Here is an 18480-nt window from a genome sequence, read left to right on the forward strand (position 1 = left end):
CGGGCGCCGATCGGATGACTGGCGGCCGCGCAGGAGCACGGGTTGGGCGGGACGGGCCGTCGCACGGGGTACGGCGGGTGTGGCTCGTCCTGCGGAAGTCTGATGTCGGCCGCCGCGCGGCGGTTGCCGCGGCGGTGGCCGCACTGCGGGTGGTGCTGGTCGTGCGGTGGTGCGAGGGTCTGCGTGGTCCGGGCCGGCTGGCCCGGATCGGGGTGCGTCACGCCTGGCAGCCGTGGCGCTCGACGTCGCGCGGGCCCCGGGGATCCACCGGTCAGATCGCTGCGTGCTCCCGGAGGAGACGCGCCGCGCGGTCCGGACCGAGCGGATCGGCCACGGTCCCGGTGTCGTCGAGCCGGCCCTGCGCCTCACGCACGGCCCGGGGGGGCAACGGCGGGTGCAGGTCGGCGACGGCAGCCAGGGCGGCCAACACGTCGTCCGGTCGTACGGCGGGCGTTCCCTGCCGGACGACCATGTGCAGTATGGCACAACCGGCCCCCTCGCCCGCCGACGCACTGGCGACCGACGGGCGTGCGTCGATGTCCTTCAGGCCGTTCTTGGTCCGCTTCGCGACGGTGACGACGTCGCGCGCGAGGAACTCCTCCAGCGCGGGGCGGAGCTCGTCCACGGACAATCCCGGCAGCTCGACCCGCCAGACGGAGGTGTCGATCCGGTCGGCCAGCGAGCCGGTCCCCTCCCCCGCCTCCACGCACTCCAGGATCGCCAGCTCCTCCGGCAGCGAGGCGTCCAGACCCGCCCGGACCGCCTCGGGGTCGCAGCGCACCGACACCCCGATCTCGCAGTACTCGGCCTCGCTGGCGGCACCCGTGGGGGCGGCACCGAGGTAGGAGATCTTCGGGTGCGGGCTGAAGCCGGCCGAGAACGCCATCGGCACGCCGGCGCGGCGCAGCGCCCGCTCCAGTGTCCGGGCGAGGTCGCGGTGGCTGGCGAAGCGGAGCCGCCCGCGCTTGGCGTAGCGGATGCGGAGCTTCTGGACCGTGGGCGGCGGGGGCGGCCCGTCGGGCTGGCGGCCCATCAGACGACGGTGAGCGGCAGCAGGCTGCGCCCGGTCGGGCCGATCTGGATCTCCGTGCCCATGGTGGGGCAGACGCCGCAGTCGTAGCAGGGGGTCCACCGGCAGTCGGCGACCTCCTCCTCCGACAGGGCCTCCTGCCAGTCCTCCCAGAGCCACTCCTTGTCCAGACCGGAGTCCAGGTGGTCCCACGGGAGGATCTCGTGCTCGGTGCGCTCGCGGGTGGTGTACCAGTCGAGGTCGACGCCGTACGGCGCCAGCTCCTCGGCGGCCGCCTGCGTCCAGCGGTCGAAGGAGAAGTGCTCGCTCCAGCCGTCGAACCGGCCACCCTCGCGCCAGACCCGCTCGATGACCCGGCCCACGCGGCGGTCGCCGCGGGAGAGCAGTCCTTCGATCACGCCGGGCTTGCCGTCGTGGTAGCGCAGGCCGATGGAGCGGCCGATGCGGCGGTCGGCGTTGATCGCCTGGCGCAGCACCCTCAACCGGTGGTCGATGGTCTCCGCGCTGGCCTGGCTCGCCCACTGGAACGGCGTGTGCGGCTTGGGCACGAAGCCACCGATGGAGACGGTGCAGCGGATGTCCTTGCGGCCACTGGCCTCACGGCCGGCCCGGATGACCTCCACCGCGAGCTCGGCGATCTCGAGGACGTCCTCGTCGGTCTCCGTCGGGAGCCCGCACATGAAGTAGAGCTTCACCTGCGTCCAGCCGTTGGCGTACGCGGTGGTGACCGTGCGGACGAGGTCCTCCTTGGACACCGTCTTGTTGATCACCCGGCGGATCCGCTCGCTCCCGCCCTCGGGTGCGAAGGTGAGCCCGGATCGCCGTCCGTTGCGGGACAGCTCGTTGGCCAGCGTCACGTTGAACGCGTCGACGCGGGTGGACGGCAGGCTGAGGCTGACCTTGGAGTCCTCGTAGCGGTCGGCGAGCTCCTTCGCGAGCTGGCCGATCTCGGAGTGGTCGGCGGAGCTCAGGCTGAGCAGCCCGACCTCCTCGTAACCGGTCGCCTTGAGGCCCTGCTCGACCATGGAGCCGATGCCCGTGATGGTCCGCTCGCGCACGGGGCGGGTGATCATCCCGGCCTGGCAGAACCGGCAGCCGCGGGTGCAGCCCCGGAAGATCTCGACGCTCATCCGCTCGTGGACCGATTCCGCGAGCGGCACGATCGGCGTCTTCGGGTACGGCCACTCGTCGAGGTCCATGACCGTGCGCTTGGCGACCTTCGCCGGGACGTCGTCCCGCAGGCGGAGCACCTCGGCGATGGCGCCGTCGGCCCCGTAGGTGACGGCGTAGAAGCCGGGGACGTAGACGCCCTCGACGCGGGCCAGGCGGGCCAGCAGCTCGACGCGGCCACCGGGCCGCCCCTGCGCCTTCCATGCCTTCACGACGTCGGTGATGTCGCCGACGACCTGCTCGCCGTCACCCAGGACCGCGCAGTCGACGAAGTCGGCGACCGGCTCAGGGTTGAAGGCCGCATGCCCGCCGGCGACGACGACGGGGTGGCTCTCGTCGCGGTCGACGGCGTGGATCGGGACGCCGGCGAGGTCGAGGGCCTCGAGGAGGTTGGTGTAGCCGAGCTCGGTGGCGAAGCTGACGCCGAGGAGGTCGAAGTCCTTGACGGAGCGGTGGCCGTCGACGGTGAACTGCGGGACGCCGTTCTCGCGCATCAGGGCGGCGAGGTCGGGCCAGACGGAGTAGGTGCGCTCGGCCAGGGCGTCCGGGCGCTCGTTCAGCACCTCGTACAGGATCATCAGCCCCTGGTTGGGCAGCCCCACCTCGTAGGCGTCGGGGTACATCAGCGCCCAGTGGACGGCGGCGTCCTCCCAGGGCTTCACCTGCGAGTTCAGTTCACCGCCGACGTACTGGATCGGCTTCTGGATCTGAGCCAGCAGGGGCTCGAGGCGGGGGTACAGCGACTCGCCTGCGGAGGCGCGGAGTTCAGCAGTCATGACCACCTCAGGGTAGCCGCCGCCGGTCCGGCCCCCTCCGGGCGCGAGTGAGCAGTTGCGGTCGTCCGCTTCGGCGTGTCCCGGCGTGTCGGCGACCTCAACTGCTCACTCGACGATCCGCGGGCCTGGCGCCGGATGCACAGCTATGGTGCCGGCCATAGCAATAATGCTACGGTTCATCGCATGGGACGACAGCCGAAGTCGGACGCGGACAAGGTCCACGACCGCATCGCCGTGCTCCGGGCCGACCGCGGCGTGAGCCGGAAGGAACTCGCGGACGCCGTCGGGGTGCACCCCCAGACGATCGGCTACGTGGAGCGCGGGGAGTACAGCCCGTCGCTGGCGCTCGCGCTGCGGATCGCCCGCTTCTTCGGCCTGCCCGTCGAAGCCGTGTTCTCGCTCGACCCGCTGCCCTCGATCAGCCAGGAAATCCTCAGGAGGACGTCGTGAGCATCTCCCCCGACCGGACCTACCTCGCCCGCACCTTCGACGACGGCCGCTACGCGTGGGCCCGGCACCCGCGGGTGCGCCGGCGCGCGGTCATCGCCGAGGCGGCGCTCCTCGTCGCGCTCGTGGCCGCGACCCTGGCCGCGGCGTCCACCGACGAGGGGTGGACGACCTGGTTCTTCGTGACCTGGACCGCCGGCATGGTGGCGTTCATCCCGCTGCACTCGGTCCTCAACCTCGGCATCCGCGGCGTCCTCGACCGCGACAGCCGGTCGCTCGACGAGCACCAGCGACGCCTCGGCGAGCAGTCGCACAGCGCCATGGGCTGGCCGAGCGCGGCCCTGGGCTTCGCGGCGTTCACGGGCGCGGTCGCCGTCCTCGCCCTCACCGAGCACGTCGCGCTCGCGCTGTGCCTCGGCTTCCTGCTGTGGTTCGCCGGCGGCCTGCTGACCTACTGGCACCTGGCCTGGACCTCGCCCGAGGAGCCCGCCGACATCGACCTGTGACGAGTCACCCCACGCTCGTGACGGCCCCCTCGTAGGGGCCCGCCACGAGCGTGCGAGTGGTGGGGGGCGAGGGGGCCCTCTTTCAGCCCAGGTCGGGGAAGAAGAGCTTCACCTCGCGCGCGGCGGACTCGGGCGAGTCCGAGCCGTGCACGATGTTGTTCTGCACCTCGAGCGCGAAGTCGCCCCGGATGGTGCCGGGCGCAGCCTTCACCGGGTCGGTGGCGCCGGCGAGCGCGCGGAACGCCTCGATGGCGCGCGGCCCCTCGACCACCAGGGCCACCAGCGGGCCACCGGTGATGAACTCGACGAGGTCGGCGAAGAAGGGCCGCTCGCTGTGCTCGGCGTAGTGGGTCTCGGCGACCTCGCGGGTCAGGGTGCGCAGCTCGGCGGCCACCAGGCGCAGGCCCTTGCGCTCCAGCCGGGTGATCACCTCGCCCACGAGACCACGGGCGACGCCGTCGGGCTTGACCAGGACGAGAGTGCGTTCAGTCACGGGGCGGCAGCCTACGGGGTGGTCGCCGCTCCGCCGTCACCGTCGTCCGGAACCGCTGCCCGGGGCGCCCCGAACGGGGAGCCGAGCAACTCCTTGCGGATCTGCAGCAGGTACAGCCAGATGAGCACGAACGCGCCGGCGACGAACCACATCACGCTGTTCAGCAGGCCGGTGAGGAGCAGCGGAATCTGCAGGGCCGTCCCGATCAGCACGCCCCGCTCGCGGCGCTGGATGCCGCCGGCCAGGACGAGCACGACGGCCAGCGTCAGCAGGTAGGCGAGCTCCCCGCCGGCCAGCCCGTCGCCGTCCTGGGCGATGCCGCGCGGGACGAACAGCGTGGCCAGGCCCTCGAGCACCAGGATGCCCGCGGCCGCACCGCCGAGCGCCCGTCCTGCCCGGACCGGGTCCGGGGCCGTCATGCGCCCCGCCGGGCGAGCAGCGTGCGGGCCTCGCCGGCGGTGACGACGCTGCCGGTCACGAGGACGCCCGACCCGCCGAGCGCGTCGTCCGGACCCGCCTCCGCGAGCTCGATCGCCTCGGAGATCGCCTCGGCGAGCTGCGGCGAGACGCTCACCCGGTCGGCGCCGAAGACGTCGACCGCCAGGGCGCCCAGCTCGTCGGCCGGCATGGCCCGCGGCGAGCCGTTCTGGGTCACGACGAGCTCGGCGCAGACGTCCTCGAGAGCGGCCAGGATGCCGCTGACGTCCTTGCCCGCCACGCAGGCCACCACCCCGACCAGCCGGGTGAAGTCGAAGGACTCCTTGAGGGCGTCGACGGTCGCGGCCATCCCCGCAGGGTTGTGGGCGGCGTCGACCAGGACGGTCGGCGACGTGCGCACCCGCTCCAGCCGCCCCGGCGAGCGGACGCCGGCGAAGGCCGCCCGCACCGTCTCCTGCTCGATCGGTCCGGTCGCGGCGCCCGCGCCGAGGAACGCCTCGACCGCGGCCAGGGCGGTGACGGCGTTCTGCGCCTGGTGGGCGCCGAACAGCGGGAGGAAGACCTCCTCGTACTCGCCGCCCAGACCCTGCAGGCGGACCTGCTGACCGCCCACGGCCACCCGGCGCTCCAGGACGCCGAACTCGGTGCCCTCCCGCGCGACGACGGCCTCGACCTCGACGGCGCGGCGGACCAGGGAGTCCAGCGCGCCCGGCTCCTGGTGGGCGAGCACCGCGATGGCGTCGGCCTTGATGATCCCGGCCTTCTCCCCCGCGATCGTCGTGACGTCCGGACCGAGGTACTCGGCGTGGTCCAGGGCCACGGGCGTGACGACGGCGACCCGCGCGTCGGCCACGTTGGTCGCGTCCCAGCTCCCACCCATGCCGACCTCGATGACCGCGACGTCGACCGGGGTGTCGGCGAACAGCGCGTACGCCATCCCGACCATCACCTCGAAGAAGCTCAGCGGGTGCTCGCCGGCGGCGTCCACCATCTGCACGTAGGGGGCGATGTCGTCGTAGGTCTCGACGAACCGCTCGGCGCTCACCGGTTCGCCGTCCAGGACGATCCGCTCCCTGATCTCCTCCAGGTGCGGGCTGGTGAACCGTCCGACCCGCAGGCCGAACCCGCGCAGGAGCTCGTCGATCATCCGGGCGGTCGTCGTCTTGCCGTTGGTGCCCGCGACCTGGATGACGGGCATCGCACGGTGGGGGGACCCGAGGAGGTCCACGAGCGCCGTGATGCGGGTGAGCGACGGCTCCAGCCGGCTCTCCGGCCAGCGGGCCAGCAGCTCCCTCTCCACCCGGGCCATGTCACCGGTACTGCTGCTGCTCATCCTGCTCAGGATGCCAGCCATCACCCCTGGCCGGCTCCGCGCCCCGTTCCGCTCCTCGCCGTCGGTGCTCCCGGGGCCGTCGCCGGCCGCCGTGTTCCTAGACTGAGGCCCATGGCCCCCGACTTCGCGACCCCGGACACCTCTGCCCCGGGAGCCACCGTCGGCGTTCCCGAGAAGCCGTCGATCGACGGGCTCGAGGAGAAGTGGGTCGCCCGCTGGGCCGCCGACGACACGTACGCCTTCGACCGCGCGGCCGCGATGGAGGCCCCGCGCGAGCGCATCTACTCCATCGACACCCCACCGCCCACGGCGAGCGGCTCCCTGCACGTCGGTCACGTCTTCAGCTACACGCACACGGACTTCGTCGCCCGCTACCAGCGCATGCGCGGCAAGCACGTCTTCTACCCGATGGGCTGGGACGACAACGGCCTGCCGACCGAGCGCCGGGTGCAGAACTACTACGGCGTCCGGTGCGACCCGGCCCTGCCCTACGACCCGTCGTTCACCCCGCCGGAGAAGCCGTCGAAGGACCAGCTGCCGATCTCCCGGCGCAACTTCGTCGAGCTGTGCATGCAGCTCACCGCGGAGGACGAGGCCGAGTTCGAGAAGCTCTGGCGCCGCGTCGGGCTCTCGGTCGACTGGTCGAACGTCTACCGGACGATCTCGGAGACCTCCCGCGCGACCGCCCAGCGGATGTTCCTCAACAACCTGGCCCGGGGTGAGGCCTACGCGCAGGAGGCGCCGACCCTCTGGGACGTCACCTTCCGCACCGCCGTCGCCCAGGCCGAGCTCGAGGACCGGGAGCGCCCGGGCGCCTATCACCGGATCGCCTTCGCCGGCCCCACCGGCCCGGTCCACATCGAGACCACCCGCCCCGAGCTGCTGCCGGCCTGCGTCGCCCTGGTCGCCCACCCCGACGACGAGCGCTACCAGCCGTTGTTCGGGAAGACCGTCCGGACGCCGCTGTTCGGCGTCGAGGTCCCGGTCGTGGCCCACCGCCTCGCCGAGATCGACAAGGGCTCGGGCATCGCGATGATCTGCACCTTCGGCGACCTCAACGACGTCACCTGGTGGCGCGAGCTGCAGCTGCCGACCCGGGCGATCGTCGGCTGGGACGGCCGGCTGCTGGCCGACCCCCCGCCCGGCGTGGGCGCCTCGCCCTACGACGAGCTGGCCGGCAAGACCGTGTTCAGCGCCCAGCAGCGGATCGTCGAGCTGCTGCGCGAGTCCGGCGACCTGGAGGGCGACCCGAAGCCGATCACCCACCCGGTGAAGTTCTTCGAGAAGGGCGAGCGCCCGCTGGAGATCGTCACCACGCGCCAGTGGTACATCCGCAACGGCGGCCGCGACGCCGAGCTGCGCGACGCCCTGGTCGCCCGCGGCAAGGAGATCCAGTGGGTCCCCGAGCACATGCGGCACCGGTACGACAACTGGGTCGAGGGGCTCAACGGTGACTGGCTGATCAGCCGCCAGCGCTTCTTCGGGGTCCCGTTCCCGGTCTGGTACCGGCTGGACGACGAGGGCGAGCCGGACTACTCGGCGCCGCTGCTCGCGCCCGAGGCGTCGCTGCCGGTCGACCCGTCGTCCGACGTGCCGGAGGGCTTCGACGAGTCGCAGCGCGGCGAGCCCGGCGGCTTCATGGCCGACCCCGACGTCATGGACACCTGGGCGACGTCCTCGCTGTCGCCGCAGGTGTCCTCGGGCTGGGACACCGACCCCGAGCTGTTCGCCAAGGTCTTCCCGATGGACCAGCGCCCGCAGGCGCACGACATCATCCGGACCTGGCTGTTCTCCACCGTCGTCCGCGCGCACTTCGAGCACGGCACCGTGCCGTGGACGCACGCCACCATCTCCGGGTTCGTCGTCGACCCCGACCGCAAGAAGATGTCGAAGTCCAAGGGCAACGCGACGACGCCGATCGACGTGCTGGAGCGGTACGGGACGGACGCCGTCCGCTGGCGGGCCGCCGGTGCCCGCCCGGGCGCCGACTCGCCGTTCGACGAGACGCAGATGAAGGTCGGCCGCCGGCTGGCCATGAAGATCCTCAACGTCGGCAAGTTCGTCCTCGGCCTGGGCGCCGGCTCGGTCGACCTCGCCTCGGCCGCCGACCGGATCACCGAGCCGATCGACCAGGGGCTGCTCGCCGGGCTGGCCGACGTCGTGGACGAGGCGACGGCGGCGATGGAGGCCTACAACTACACCCGCGCCCTCGAGGTCGCCGAGACGTTCTTCTGGTCGTTCTGCGACGACTACGTCGAGCTGGTCAAGTCGCGGGCCTACCGCTCCGACGCCGGGGCCGAGTCGGCTCAGGCCACGCTGGCCCTGGCGCTCGCGGTGCAACTGCGGCTGTTCGCGCCGGTGCTGCCGTTCGTGACCGAGGAGGTCTGGTCGTGGTGGCAGTCCGGTTCGGTGCACCGCGCTCCGTGGCCGGTCGCGTCCGAGCTGCCGGCCGGCGGTAACCCGGCCGTGGTGACGGCGACGGCGGAGGCGCTCGCCGGGGTGCGCAAGGCGAAGTCCGACGCCAAGCAGTCAATGCGTGCCGACGTCGAGACGGCGACGGTCACCGCTCCGGAGGCGCAGGTGGCGCTGGTGGAGGCCGCGCGGTCGGACCTGTCCGACGCCGGTCGCATCGCGACGCTCTCGGTGGTGGCCGGCAGCGGCCCGCTCACCGTCGACGTCGTCCTGGCCCCCGTCCCCGACGCCTGACCCCCGCCCGACTCGGCCCCCGCCGGAGGCACTGTCCCCCAGCCGGACATCTTCCCTACCGAAGTGTCCAGCTGAGGGACAGCGCTCCGGCGGCTGTCCACAGCTTTCTGCGGATGCGCCCCTGAGCGGGGCGTCGCGACCGAGGCTGTGCCGGTGCATGACCTCCTCGAACTGCTCGGACCGGCCCGAGCGGCGCCCACGGCGGCGTTGTCGACCCAGGTGACCCCTCGGACGATCGGTCGATGGCTGGCGTCCGGGAAGCTGGTGCGCCTGCACCCGGGATGGGTGACGGTGCCGGCGCTCGCGGACGACTGGACCGTGCGCGCGTTCGCCGCCACCGGATACGCCGGCGGGCCCCTCAGCCACATGAGCGCCCTGGCCGTGCACGGGGTCGTGGACCACGAGGTGACCCGGCTGGACGTCACGGTCGGCGGCGACTGCCGGGTGCGGACGTCGCGATGGCTCAGGGTCCACCGCTCCCCCGCCCACCCGCTCTGGTGATCGCGCGGGGGCTGCCCGCGACGACGATCGCGCGGTCCCTCGTCGACACCTGGGCGGACGCCCACCGCGCCGCAGCGGTACGCGGTTTCGACAGCGTGGCCCGCGGCGCGCTGCTCCGCGCGACCCGTGAGCGGCGGGTCCGGCCGGTGGAGCTCGCTCCCGAGCTGTCCCGGCGCCCCAATCTTCCTGGCCGCGCCGAGCTGCTCGAGCTGCTGCGGCTGATCGCGGCGGGCAGCCAGAGCGAACTGGAGCTCTTCGCCGTCCAGCACGTCCTGTCGATCCCTGGCCTCCCGGCACCTCGACAGCAGCACCGGGTCCTGCTCCCGGACGGGCCGGTCTTCCTCGACGCCGCGTGGCCGGCGGTGAAGCTCGGCGTGGAGCTCGATGGCGCCGCCTTCCACGGCAGCCGGCAGGCGCGCGAGCGGGACCTCCGTCGCGACGCGGCACTGGCCGCCCTGGGCTGGCTGGTCCTGCGGTTCAGCTACCGCCGGATCAGGCGGGATCCCGAGGGTTGCCGCCGTCAGATTGCCGCCGTCTACCGGCACCGCCTGAGCGCTGTCCCGTCACCGGACATACTGCGGCCGGGAATGTCCGGATGATGGACATGGCTGGGAGCCGGACTGACCGCGAACGCGGAACGGCCCGCCCCCGGATCGGGAACGGGCCGTTGCGGCAGCTCAGGTCAGGCGGACTTCTCGCGGCGCTCGCGGGTGGGCTTGCGCGGGACGATCGTCGGGTTCACGTGCTCCAGGACGACCTCCTTGGTGATGACGACGGAGGCGACGTCCTCGCGGCTGGGGATGTCGTACATGACCGACTGGAGCACCTCCTCCATGATCGCGCGGAGCCCGCGGGCGCCGGTGCCACGGAGGATGGCCTGGTCGGCGATCGCCTCGAGGGCGTCGTCGGTGAACTCCAGGTCGACCCCGTCGAGCTCGAACAGCTTCCGGTACTGGCGCACCAGGGCGTTCTTCGGCTCGGTGAGGATGTTGATCAGCGCCTCGCGGTCCAGCTTCTGCACGCTGGTGATGACCGGGAGACGGCCGATGAACTCCGGGATCATCCCGAACTTCAGCAGGTCCTCGGGCATGACCTCGGCGAAGGCGTTGGCCTCGGCGATCTCGGCCTTGCCGCGGATCTCGGCGGCGAAGCCGATGCCCTGCTTGCTGGTCCGCTGCTCGATGACCTTCTCCAGGCCGGCGAACGCGCCACCCACGATGAACAGCACGTTCGTCGTGTCGATCTGGATGAACTCCTGGTGCGGGTGCTTGCGGCCGCCCTGCGGGGGAACCGACGCCGTCGTCCCCTCGAGGATCTTCAGCAGCGCCTGCTGGACACCCTCGCCCGAGACGTCGCGGGTGATCGACGGGTTCTCGCTCTTGCGGGCGATCTTGTCGACCTCGTCGATGTAGATGATGCCGGTCTCGGCCCGCTTGACGTCGTAGTCGGCGGCCTGGATCAGCTTCAGCAGGATGTTCTCGACGTCCTCGCCGACGTAGCCCGCCTCGGTCAGCGCCGTGGCGTCGGCGATCGCGAAGGGCACGTTCAGCATCCGCGCGAGGGTCTGCGCCAGGTGGGTCTTGCCGCACCCGGTCGGGCCCATCAGCAGGATGTTGGACTTGGCGAGCTCCACGCCCTCGTCCCGACGGTCACCGCCGGCCTGGATCCGCTTGTAGTGGTTGTAGACGGCCACCGAGAGCGTGCGCTTGGCCTTGTCCTGGCCGATGACGTACTGCTCGAGGAAGTCGTGGATCTCCTTCGGCTTCGGCAGCTCGTCGAACTTCAGGTCCGAGGACTCGGAGAGCTCTTCCTCGATGATCTCGTTGCAGAGATCGATGCACTCGTCGCAGATGTAGACCCCGGGGCCCGCGATGAGCTTCTTGACCTGCTTCTGGCTCTTCCCGCAGAAGGAGCACTTGAGCAGGTCACCGCTCTCACCGATTCGTGCCACCTGCTGACCTCCACCTGTGAATCGCCGGTCCTGGAACAGGAGCCTGCGTAGTGATTCTGACTGCTCAGCCCCTGATCGGCCTCATGTTTCGAGGCCGACTTCCGCGGCCCTGCCGCGAGGCTGCCCTCCCGGCTTCTCGTGCCAGGGGATCGGGTGTCCGCAGACCGTAACCCCCACTGCCGACGTCCCCGGGCAATGACTCACCCGGTTCCGGCGCCGTCCCACATCTGTCCCCGCGAGGCCCGTGAGCCCCTCGGATCCCGACCCCGGAGACGGTACGGGCCGGGGGCGCGACACGCGCGCCCCCGAACCGTGCCGAACCGGATCAGACCGCGGGAAGCGCGTTCAGCTTCCGGCTCTGGATGACCTCGTCGACGATCCCGTAGGCCTTCGCGTCCTGGGCCGTGAGGATCTTGTCGCGCTCGATGTCGGTGCGGATCTGGTCGATCGTCTGACCCGTGTGCCGGGCGAGGATCTCCTCCATCTGCACGCGGACCCGCTGGATCTCCGCCGCGTGGATCTCCAGGTCGGAGACCTGACCGCCGGACTCGCCCGAGGGCTGGTGGATCAGCACGCGGGAGTACGGCAGGGCCAGGCGCTTCCCCGGCGTCCCGGCCGCGAGCAGGACGGCGGCCGCCGAGGCGGCCTGGCCCATGCAGACCGTCTGGATGTCGGGACGGACGAACATCATGGTGTCGTAGATGGCCATCAGCGACGTGAACGAGCCACCGGGCGAGTTGATGTAGATCGTGATGTCACGGTCGGGGTCGGCGGACTCCAGCGTGATCAGCTGGGCCATCACGTCGTTGGCCGAGGCGTCGTCGACCTGCACCCCGAGGAAGATGATGCGCTCCTCGAAGAGCTTGTTGTAGGGGTTGGACTCCTTCATGCCGTAGCTCGTGCGCTCCACGAAGGAGGGCAGGATGTACCGGCTGGAGGGCATCTCGAAGCTCATGGGTCAGTTCCTCCGAACCGTCAGTTGTCCGAGACCGGGTTGGTGCTGTCGGTCATGGCGGCCTTGCTCACCACGTGGTCGACGAACCCGTACTCGAGGGCCTCCTGCGCCGTGAACCAGCGGTCGCGGTCGGAGTCCTTCTCGATCTGCTCCGGCGTCTGACCGGTGTGCAGCGCCTGGAGCTCGTTGAGCTCCTTCTTGGTCCGCCGGAACAGGTCGGCCTGGATCTGGATGTCCGAGGCCGTCCCGCCGACGCCGGCCGACGGCTGGTGCATCAGGATCCGCGCGTGCGGCAGGGCGTAGCGCTTGCCCGACGTGCCGGCCGTCAGGAGGAACTGGCCCATCGATGCGGCCAGGCCCATGCCGTAGGTGGCGACGTCGCAGTCGATGAACTGCATCGTGTCGTAGATGGCCATGCCCGCGGTGACGGAGCCGCCGGGCGAGTTGATGTACAGGTGGATGTCCTGCTTGGGGTCCTCGGCGGAGAGCAGCAGCATCTGCGCGGCCAGCTGGTTGGCGATGACGTCGTCGACCTGGCTGCCGAGGAAGATGATGCGCTCGCGCAGCAGCCGCTCGTAGACCGAGTCGCCGAGGTTCATCATTCCGCTGGCGCCGCGCATCATGGGTGCGCTCGCGAGGGGGTGGGTGGTGCTCACGGGTGCGGTGACCTCCGTAGGACTCGCCGTGCTCTAGGTCTCGGTGGGCTGGATTGCTGGGTGGTGCAGGCCAGAACGGCCCTCCGGGAGGCGGTACCCCCCGGCGATCGCCTGAGTCCTGTCGACCCTAACGCGGACCCCCGACCACGAAGTCCCCGTCGGGGCAGTGTTCGCCGACGGCGCAGCGAAAGGCCGCAGAAACGCACGCGACGCCGCCCTGCCCGGGTGGGCAGGACGGCGTCGTGTTCGTGCGGCGGATCAGGCCTTGGCGTCGTCCCCGGCCTCGTCGGTGCCCTGGTCGGTGGCCTCGTCGGTTGCCGGCTCGTCGGTGGAGGCGTCCTCGGCCGGGGCCTCCTCGTCCGAGGTCTGCGCCGGGCGGACCGTCTGCGGACGGAGCGCCTCGAGGTCGACGACGTTGCCGGAGGCGTCGGTGATCGTCGCCTCCTCCAGCAGCTGCGCCAGCGTCTTGGTGCGGCGGACGTCGGCGACGAACTCCTGGATGTTGCCGCCCTGCTGCAGCTGCTGGGCGTACTGCTCCGGGCTCATCCGGCTGCGCTGGGCCTGCGCCATGATCTGCGCGGAGAGGTCTTCGTTGTCGACGGTGACCTCACGGGCGTCGGCGATCGCGTCGAGGATGAACTGCGTCTTGACCGCCTGCTCGACGTTCTTCCGCTGGTCGGCGTCGTACTCCTCGCGGCTCTGCCCGCCAGACATCTGCAGGAAGCTGTCCCAGTCCATGCCGGCCTGCTGCAGCTCCTGCTGGAAGGCCTGGTTGCGCCACTCGATCTCGCGCTCGACGAGGTTCTCGGGCATGGGCACCTCGACCGTCTCGATGAGGTGCTCGACGATCTTGTCGCGGGCCTGGGCACCCTGGCTGAGCGTCTTGGTGCGGGCCAGCCGGGTGCGGACGTCCTCGCGCAGCTCGGCGAGGGTGTCGAACTCGCTGGCGGTCTGGGCGAACTCGTCGTCCAGCTCGGGCAGGTCCTTGGTCTTCACCGAGCGGACGGTGACGGTGACCTCGGCGTCCTGACCGGCGTTCGGGCCGGAGAGCAGGGCGGTGGAGAAGGTCTTCGTCTCGTCGGCGGACAGGCCGCGCACGGCGTCGTCCAGGCCCTCCATGAGGTTGCCGGAGCCCACCTCGTAGGACATGCCGGTGGTCGAGCCGTCCTCGAGCACCTCGTCGCCCAGCTTCGCCTCGAGGTCGATGGAGACGAAGTCGCCGTCCTGGGCCGCGCGCTCGACGCCGGTGAGCATGCCGAAGCGCTCCCGCATGACGTCGACCTGCTTGTCGATCTCCTCGTCGGTGACCTCGACGTCGTCGACGGTGACCGCGAGGCTCTCCAGCGCCGGCAGCTCGAGCTGCGGGGCGACGTCGACCTCGGCGGTGAAGGCGAGGGTGTCGTTGTCGTCGAGGCGGGTGACCTCGATGTCGGGCTGGCCGAGCACGCGCACCTGGTTCTCGCGGACGACCTCGGAGTAGACCTCGGGGATCGCGTGCTGGACGACCTGCTCCAGGACGACGGGGCGCCCGATCCGCTGGTCGAGCACACGGTTGGGGACCTTGCCCGGGCGGAAGCCCGGGACCCGGACCTGCTTGCCGAGCTCCTTGTAGACCTCACCGAAGGCGTGGTCCAGGTCCCCCCAGGGCACCTCGATCGCCATCCGGACCCGCGTGGGGCCGAGTTCCTCGATGGTGCTCTTCACAGCGCAGTGCTCCTCGGTACAGACAGTGGGAGGGCGTCGGGCAGATCGGACGACGCCGGTCGACCCCCGAGTCTACGGACGTCGTGGGGAACGGCGGGGCGGCGGGATCGCTGCCCCGCATCGCCCGACGTCGGGGTGACAGGATTTGAACCTGCGGCCCCCTGCTCCCAAAGCAGGTGCGCTACCAAGCTGCGCCACACCCCGCGGCCGCCCGAGTCTAGGCGCGGGCGCTCAGGCGGAGACGGCCGGACGGCGATCGGCCCACGGGGCGGCCTGCTCCAGCGCCCCGGCGACGCGGACGAGCACGTCCTCCCGGCCGTAGGCGGCCACCAGCTGGACGCCGACCGGCAGCCCCTCCGCCGTCCAGTGCAGCGGCAGGCTGATCGCCGGCTGGCCCGTGACGTTGAACTGCGCGGTGTAGGGGATGAAGCTGTTGATCCGCCGTCCCTCCTGCTCGGGGCCGCCTGCGGTGAACCAGCCGAGCTCGGGCGGCGGAGCACCCACGGTCGGCGTGACCAGCAGGTCGAAGCCCTGGCCGTCGAGGTCGGCCGGCGCCCAGAAGCGGGCCACCCTCCTGGTCCATCCGCCGAGGACGGCCCGAGCGCCCAGGTAGTCCTCCGCGGTCATCCGCTTCCCGGCGGCCCGGTAGGCGGCGTTCCTGGGCTCGAGCTCGTCGTCGCGCACCGGGCGGCCGAGCGCCCGCTCGAGTGCGGAGATCGTCAGCGCGGTGTCGCCGGCGATGGTCGCGGTGAAGAACCGCCCGAACCGCGGGTCGAACATGCCGTCGGGGGTGCCCATCTCGACGGAGCAGCCGAGCTCCTCCAGCAGCCGCCCTGCGTGGTCGACGGCGGCGCGGCACTGCGGGTGGTCGAGGTAGGCCTCCCCCGGATCGCCGTCCAGCACGGCGACGCGGAGCCGGCCGAGCGGTGCGCCGACCTCCTCGGCGAGCGGGCGCACGAGCGGCGGGGCGACGTAGGGGTCGCCCGGCATCGGCCGGCCGATGGCGTCGAGGACGGCGGCGGTGTCGCGGACCGACCGGCTGACGACGCCGTCGATCGTGGCCCCGGCCCAGCTCTCCCCGACGTCGGGGCCCTGGCTCACCCGCGCCCGCGTCGGCTTCAGCCCGACCAGCCCGCACTCGCTGGCCGGGATGCGGATCGACCCGCCGCCGTCGTTGGCGTGAGCCACCGGCACGAGCCCCGCGGCGACGGCGGCGGCCGAGCCGCCGCTGGACCCACCGGTCGAGCGGGAGACGTCGTAGGGGTTCCGGGCCGGGCCGTTCGCCGTCGCCTCGGTGGTGACCGTCGTGCCGAACTCCGGGACGTTGGTGCGGCCGAGGAACACGAAGCCGGCGGCCCGGAAGTGGCGGGCCAGGTAGCTCTCCGACGGCCAGCGCCACGCGGCGTCGCGCAGGAAGGAGGTGCCGTAGTGGGTCGACTCGCCGGCGACGTGGCACCCGATGTCCTTGAGGAGCATCGGTACCCCCCGGAAGGGACCGTGGGGCAGCCCGCCCGTCGCGTCCACCCGCGCCTGCTCGAAGCGGTCCCGGACGACGGCGTCGAGCTGCGGGTTCACCCGCTCGATCCGCTCGATCGCGGCCTCGACCAGCTCCGCGGGGCTTGCCTCCCCGGTCCGGACCAGCTCGGCCTGCGCGGTGGCGTCCAGCCACGTGGTGTCGGTCACGCCCGCACGCTAGCGATCCGGTGGCTCGCGCACGGGCCGGGATGCGGGCCGTTAGGCTGTCCGGGCACCTCGCGGGTGTAGCTCAATGGTAGAGCCCCAGCCTTCCAAGCTGGCCATGCCGGTTCGATCCCGGTCACCCGCTCCGCGGACCCGTTATGCGCCTGGAAACTCCATAAAATCCCGCTTATCTCGCTCCAGTGTCTCAGCAACCTCGACGCGGTACGTCTCGTGCGAAGCGCCGCCCGTGGACCGCCCGGTGATGACGGCTCGCAACCGGTGGGCCGCGACCTTGGGTGTGCGGTATTCGTCCAGCAGGCCGTTGGCCTCCTGCAGGGTGTCGGTCAGCTGGGTGTAGCAGGAGCCAGCCAGCACAGGGGCAGCTCTGATCGCTCCGAACCAGTCAGCCAGCCGGGCCAGGTACTCCTCGGGGTCGTCGACCGTGGAGTAGCCCCACACGTCCTCGGCTCCTGCCGGTGCGCCATCCGGGCAGAATCGGAGGCCACCGAACTCACTGAGAATCACTGGTTGGCCGCGAACAACACCATGGCGCGCGTGTACCCGCCGTCCCTGCTGGTTGAAGCCGGCCAGCAGGTCCGCGAAGGCGTGCGCGGAGCCGAACCGCACGAGCAGTCCGGCGCCGTCGTCGGCGTAGTCGTGCACGCCCCACACGTCGGAGTCAACGTGCTCGAACCCGTCGTTGCTGATGACCGGCCGGCTCGGGTCGACAGCGCGGGTCAGCGCTGTCAGGCCAGCTACAAAATCCTGCTGTCCGGTATCGGTGACGATGTCGGGGACTCCCCAGCTCTCGTTGATCGGCACCCAGGTCACGATGCTCGGGTGGCTGACGTCGCGATGGACGAGATCGAGCCACTCGCTCGTCAGCCGGCGCACCGCCTCGGGACTGAAGGCGTACGCGTTGGCGGTCTCCCCCCACACGAGCAGGCCCAGCCGGTCGGCCCAATGCAGGAAGCGGGGGTCCTCCGCTTTCTGGTGCATCCGCACAGCGTTGAAACCCAGCGTCTTGATCATCTCCACCTCGTGCCGCAGGGCCGCGGCGTCCGGTGCTGCCAAGTGCGACCCGGGCCAATACCCCTGGGAGAGCACCGCGAGCAGGTGGTAAGGCCGCGCATTGAGCAGGAAGGCCCCGTTCCCGACGCCCGCGCTCCGCAACCCGAGATAGCTGGACACCTCATCGAGGACCTCCGGGCCGGCCTCGTCACCCCCGTCTCCAGAGCCGTGTAGCACCCGCACGTGGGCATCGACCAGGCGTGGGTTCTCTGGGGACCAGACCAGCCGCTGTCGCGCCTCGCCGTTGGCGAGTGCGGGCACGACGATCGTCACCTCACTGCGCTGCTCGCTCACCCGCACGCGCTGCGTGGCAAGTGGGGCGTCGTCTAGAGACAAGCGCACGACGACGGTCACGGGTTCACGGGGCACGCTGGTCAACGTCAGCCCGAGGTGCACCCGGGCACCGGGGAGGTCCGGCGACCAGGCGAGGTGCTCCACCGCCAAAGGGGGCAGCACCTCGCACCACACCGGTTGCCAGATCCCGCTGGTGCGGTGGTACCAGATGTCGTGCGGCGCCTCCTGCCAGTCCTGTTTGCCGCGGGGCTGGGTGATGTCGTGCGGGTCGTCCTCCGCGCGGATGACGAGGACGTGGTCCGCGTCCATGTCACCTGGATCGATCTGGTCGGTCAGATCGGCGTGCCAGGGAGTCTGCCCACCCGTGTGCGAGGCCACCAGGACGCCGTCCAACCAGACCTGGGCGCGATAGTCGACCGCCCCCAGGCGCAGGAAGAGGCGGTGACCGGGCCGCCGGAGCGCTGCCTTCGCGGCGATGTCGGCCAGGCGCAGGCTGCGCCGGTACCAGAGCACCGGGTGAAACCCGGTATCCCCGATCCCGCTGGCCGGCGACTCCGGTGGAAACGGCACCACGATGTCGCGGTCGAACACCGTCCGGTCGTGGAGGTCGGAGTGCTGGTGCCAGCGGTGGAGCAATCCCTCGCGCTCGTCGTCGTAGGCGAACTGCCAGGTTCCGGTCAGGTCCGTCCAGGCGTCACGCATCAGCTGGGGCCGCGGGTATGTCCCGTCCTGCTCGAACGCTCGTACCTGCAACATCGACTCCTTGTCC

General features: G+C 71.3%; 16 protein-coding genes and 2 tRNA genes. 6 read left to right on the forward strand and 12 right to left on the reverse strand.

All coding sequences use genetic code 11. The features are described from left to right. Positions 1 to 271: 271 nt before the first annotated feature. Both CRP30_RS16865 and CRP30_RS16870 read right to left on the reverse strand, forming a co-directional pair. A complete protein-coding gene (locus CRP30_RS16865; RefSeq protein ID WP_097185167.1) occupies positions 272 to 1033 on the reverse strand; it encodes a TIGR03936 family radical SAM-associated protein in 762 nt (253 codons plus the stop codon). Next, a complete protein-coding gene (locus CRP30_RS16870; protein WP_097185366.1) occupies positions 1033 to 2976 on the reverse strand; it encodes a TIGR03960 family B12-binding radical SAM protein in 1944 nt (647 codons plus the stop codon). The genes CRP30_RS16865 and CRP30_RS16870 overlap by 1 nt, the downstream gene beginning before the upstream one ends. Before the next feature lie 183 nt (positions 2977 to 3159). Here CRP30_RS16870 and CRP30_RS16875 point away from each other — a divergent pair, with 183 nt between their 5' ends. Both CRP30_RS16875 and CRP30_RS16880 read left to right on the forward strand, forming a co-directional pair. Further along, the gene (locus CRP30_RS16875; protein WP_097185168.1) at positions 3160 to 3426 is read left to right on the forward strand and encodes a helix-turn-helix transcriptional regulator; all 267 of its coding nucleotides are present in this window, start codon (positions 3160 to 3162) and stop codon (positions 3424 to 3426) included. Further along, the gene (locus CRP30_RS16880; RefSeq protein ID WP_097185169.1) at positions 3423 to 3929 is read left to right on the forward strand and encodes a hypothetical protein; all 507 of its coding nucleotides are present in this window, start codon (positions 3423 to 3425) and stop codon (positions 3927 to 3929) included. The genes CRP30_RS16875 and CRP30_RS16880 overlap by 4 nt, the downstream gene beginning before the upstream one ends. An 82-nt stretch (positions 3930 to 4011) precedes the next feature. Here the strand turns inward: CRP30_RS16880 and ndk are convergent, their stop codons facing one another. Genes ndk through CRP30_RS16895 form a run of 3 tightly spaced genes read right to left on the reverse strand, consistent with a single transcriptional unit; the run spans position 4012 to position 6193 of the window. After that, a complete protein-coding gene (gene ndk, locus CRP30_RS16885) occupies positions 4012 to 4422 on the reverse strand; it encodes a nucleoside-diphosphate kinase (RefSeq protein WP_097185170.1) in 411 nt (136 codons plus the stop codon). 11 nt (positions 4423 to 4433) lie between these two features. Then, positions 4434 to 4841 carry a DUF4233 domain-containing protein gene (locus CRP30_RS16890; RefSeq protein ID WP_097185171.1) on the reverse strand — a complete coding sequence of 136 codons (408 nt, stop codon included), beginning with the start codon at positions 4839 to 4841 and terminating at the stop codon, positions 4434 to 4436. Beyond that, on the reverse strand, positions 4838 to 6193 hold the full coding sequence (locus CRP30_RS16895; protein ID WP_097185367.1) for a bifunctional folylpolyglutamate synthase/dihydrofolate synthase: 1356 nt from the start codon (positions 6191 to 6193) through the stop codon (positions 4838 to 4840). The genes CRP30_RS16890 and CRP30_RS16895 overlap by 4 nt, the downstream gene beginning before the upstream one ends. 111 nt (positions 6194 to 6304) lie before the next feature. On the opposite strand from CRP30_RS16895, the gene valS reads away from it, so the two are divergent. The 3 genes from valS to CRP30_RS16905 all read left to right on the forward strand — a co-directional run bounded on the left by valS (position 6305) and on the right by CRP30_RS16905 (position 9999). Beyond that, on the forward strand, positions 6305 to 8899 hold the full coding sequence (gene valS, locus CRP30_RS16900; protein ID WP_097185172.1) for a valine--tRNA ligase: 2595 nt from the start codon (positions 6305 to 6307) through the stop codon (positions 8897 to 8899). Between the two features lie 153 nt (positions 8900 to 9052). Continuing rightward, complete coding sequence (locus CRP30_RS22550; protein WP_159961764.1) at positions 9053 to 9400, forward strand: hypothetical protein; 348 nt, start codon at positions 9053 to 9055, stop codon at positions 9398 to 9400. Beyond that, entirely contained in the window at positions 9358 to 9999 is a 642-nt protein-coding gene (locus tag CRP30_RS16905) for an endonuclease domain-containing protein (protein WP_159961766.1), read from the forward strand. Before CRP30_RS22550 ends, CRP30_RS16905 begins: the two co-directional genes overlap by 43 nt. 83 nt (positions 10000 to 10082) lie before the next feature. Here the strand turns inward: CRP30_RS16905 and clpX are convergent, their stop codons facing one another. From clpX to CRP30_RS16935, 6 genes are all read right to left on the reverse strand, one after another. Beyond that, on the reverse strand, positions 10083 to 11351 hold the full coding sequence (clpX, locus tag CRP30_RS16910; protein ID WP_097185174.1) for an ATP-dependent Clp protease ATP-binding subunit ClpX: 1269 nt from the start codon (positions 11349 to 11351) through the stop codon (positions 10083 to 10085). Positions 11352 to 11676: 325 nt separating this feature from the next. Continuing rightward, positions 11677 to 12306: an ATP-dependent Clp protease proteolytic subunit gene (locus CRP30_RS16915; RefSeq protein ID WP_097185175.1), complete on the reverse strand. Its 630-nt coding sequence runs from the start codon at positions 12304 to 12306 to the stop codon at positions 11677 to 11679. A 20-nt stretch (positions 12307 to 12326) separates the two neighbouring features. Then, entirely contained in the window at positions 12327 to 12962 is a 636-nt protein-coding gene (locus CRP30_RS16920; RefSeq protein WP_439647026.1) for an ATP-dependent Clp protease proteolytic subunit, read from the reverse strand. Between the two features lie 258 nt (positions 12963 to 13220). Beyond that, the gene (gene tig, locus CRP30_RS16925; RefSeq protein WP_097185176.1) at positions 13221 to 14666 is read right to left on the reverse strand and encodes a trigger factor; all 1446 of its coding nucleotides are present in this window, start codon (positions 14664 to 14666) and stop codon (positions 13221 to 13223) included. Between the two features lie 130 nt (positions 14667 to 14796). After that, positions 14797 to 14870, reverse strand: a tRNA-Pro gene (locus tag CRP30_RS16930). A 27-nt stretch (positions 14871 to 14897) separates the two neighbouring features. Continuing rightward, positions 14898 to 16349, reverse strand: a complete 1452-nt coding sequence (locus CRP30_RS16935) for an amidase (protein WP_200814818.1) — start codon at positions 16347 to 16349, stop codon at positions 14898 to 14900. Positions 16350 to 16420: 71 nt separating this feature from the next. Here CRP30_RS16935 and CRP30_RS16940 point away from each other — a divergent pair. Next, positions 16421 to 16491, forward strand: a tRNA-Gly gene (locus tag CRP30_RS16940). Positions 16492 to 16502: 11 nt separating this feature from the next. On the opposite strand, the gene CRP30_RS16945 is transcribed toward CRP30_RS16940, so the two are convergent. Next, complete coding sequence (locus tag CRP30_RS16945; RefSeq protein ID WP_097185177.1) at positions 16503 to 18467, reverse strand: glycoside hydrolase family 2 protein; 1965 nt, start codon at positions 18465 to 18467, stop codon at positions 16503 to 16505. Positions 18468 to 18480 lie beyond the last annotated feature (13 nt).

Origin of the sequence: Blastococcus haudaquaticus (assembly GCF_900230285.1) — a bacterium.
Lineage (GTDB): Bacteria > Actinomycetota > Actinomycetes > Mycobacteriales > Geodermatophilaceae > Blastococcus_B > Blastococcus_B haudaquaticus.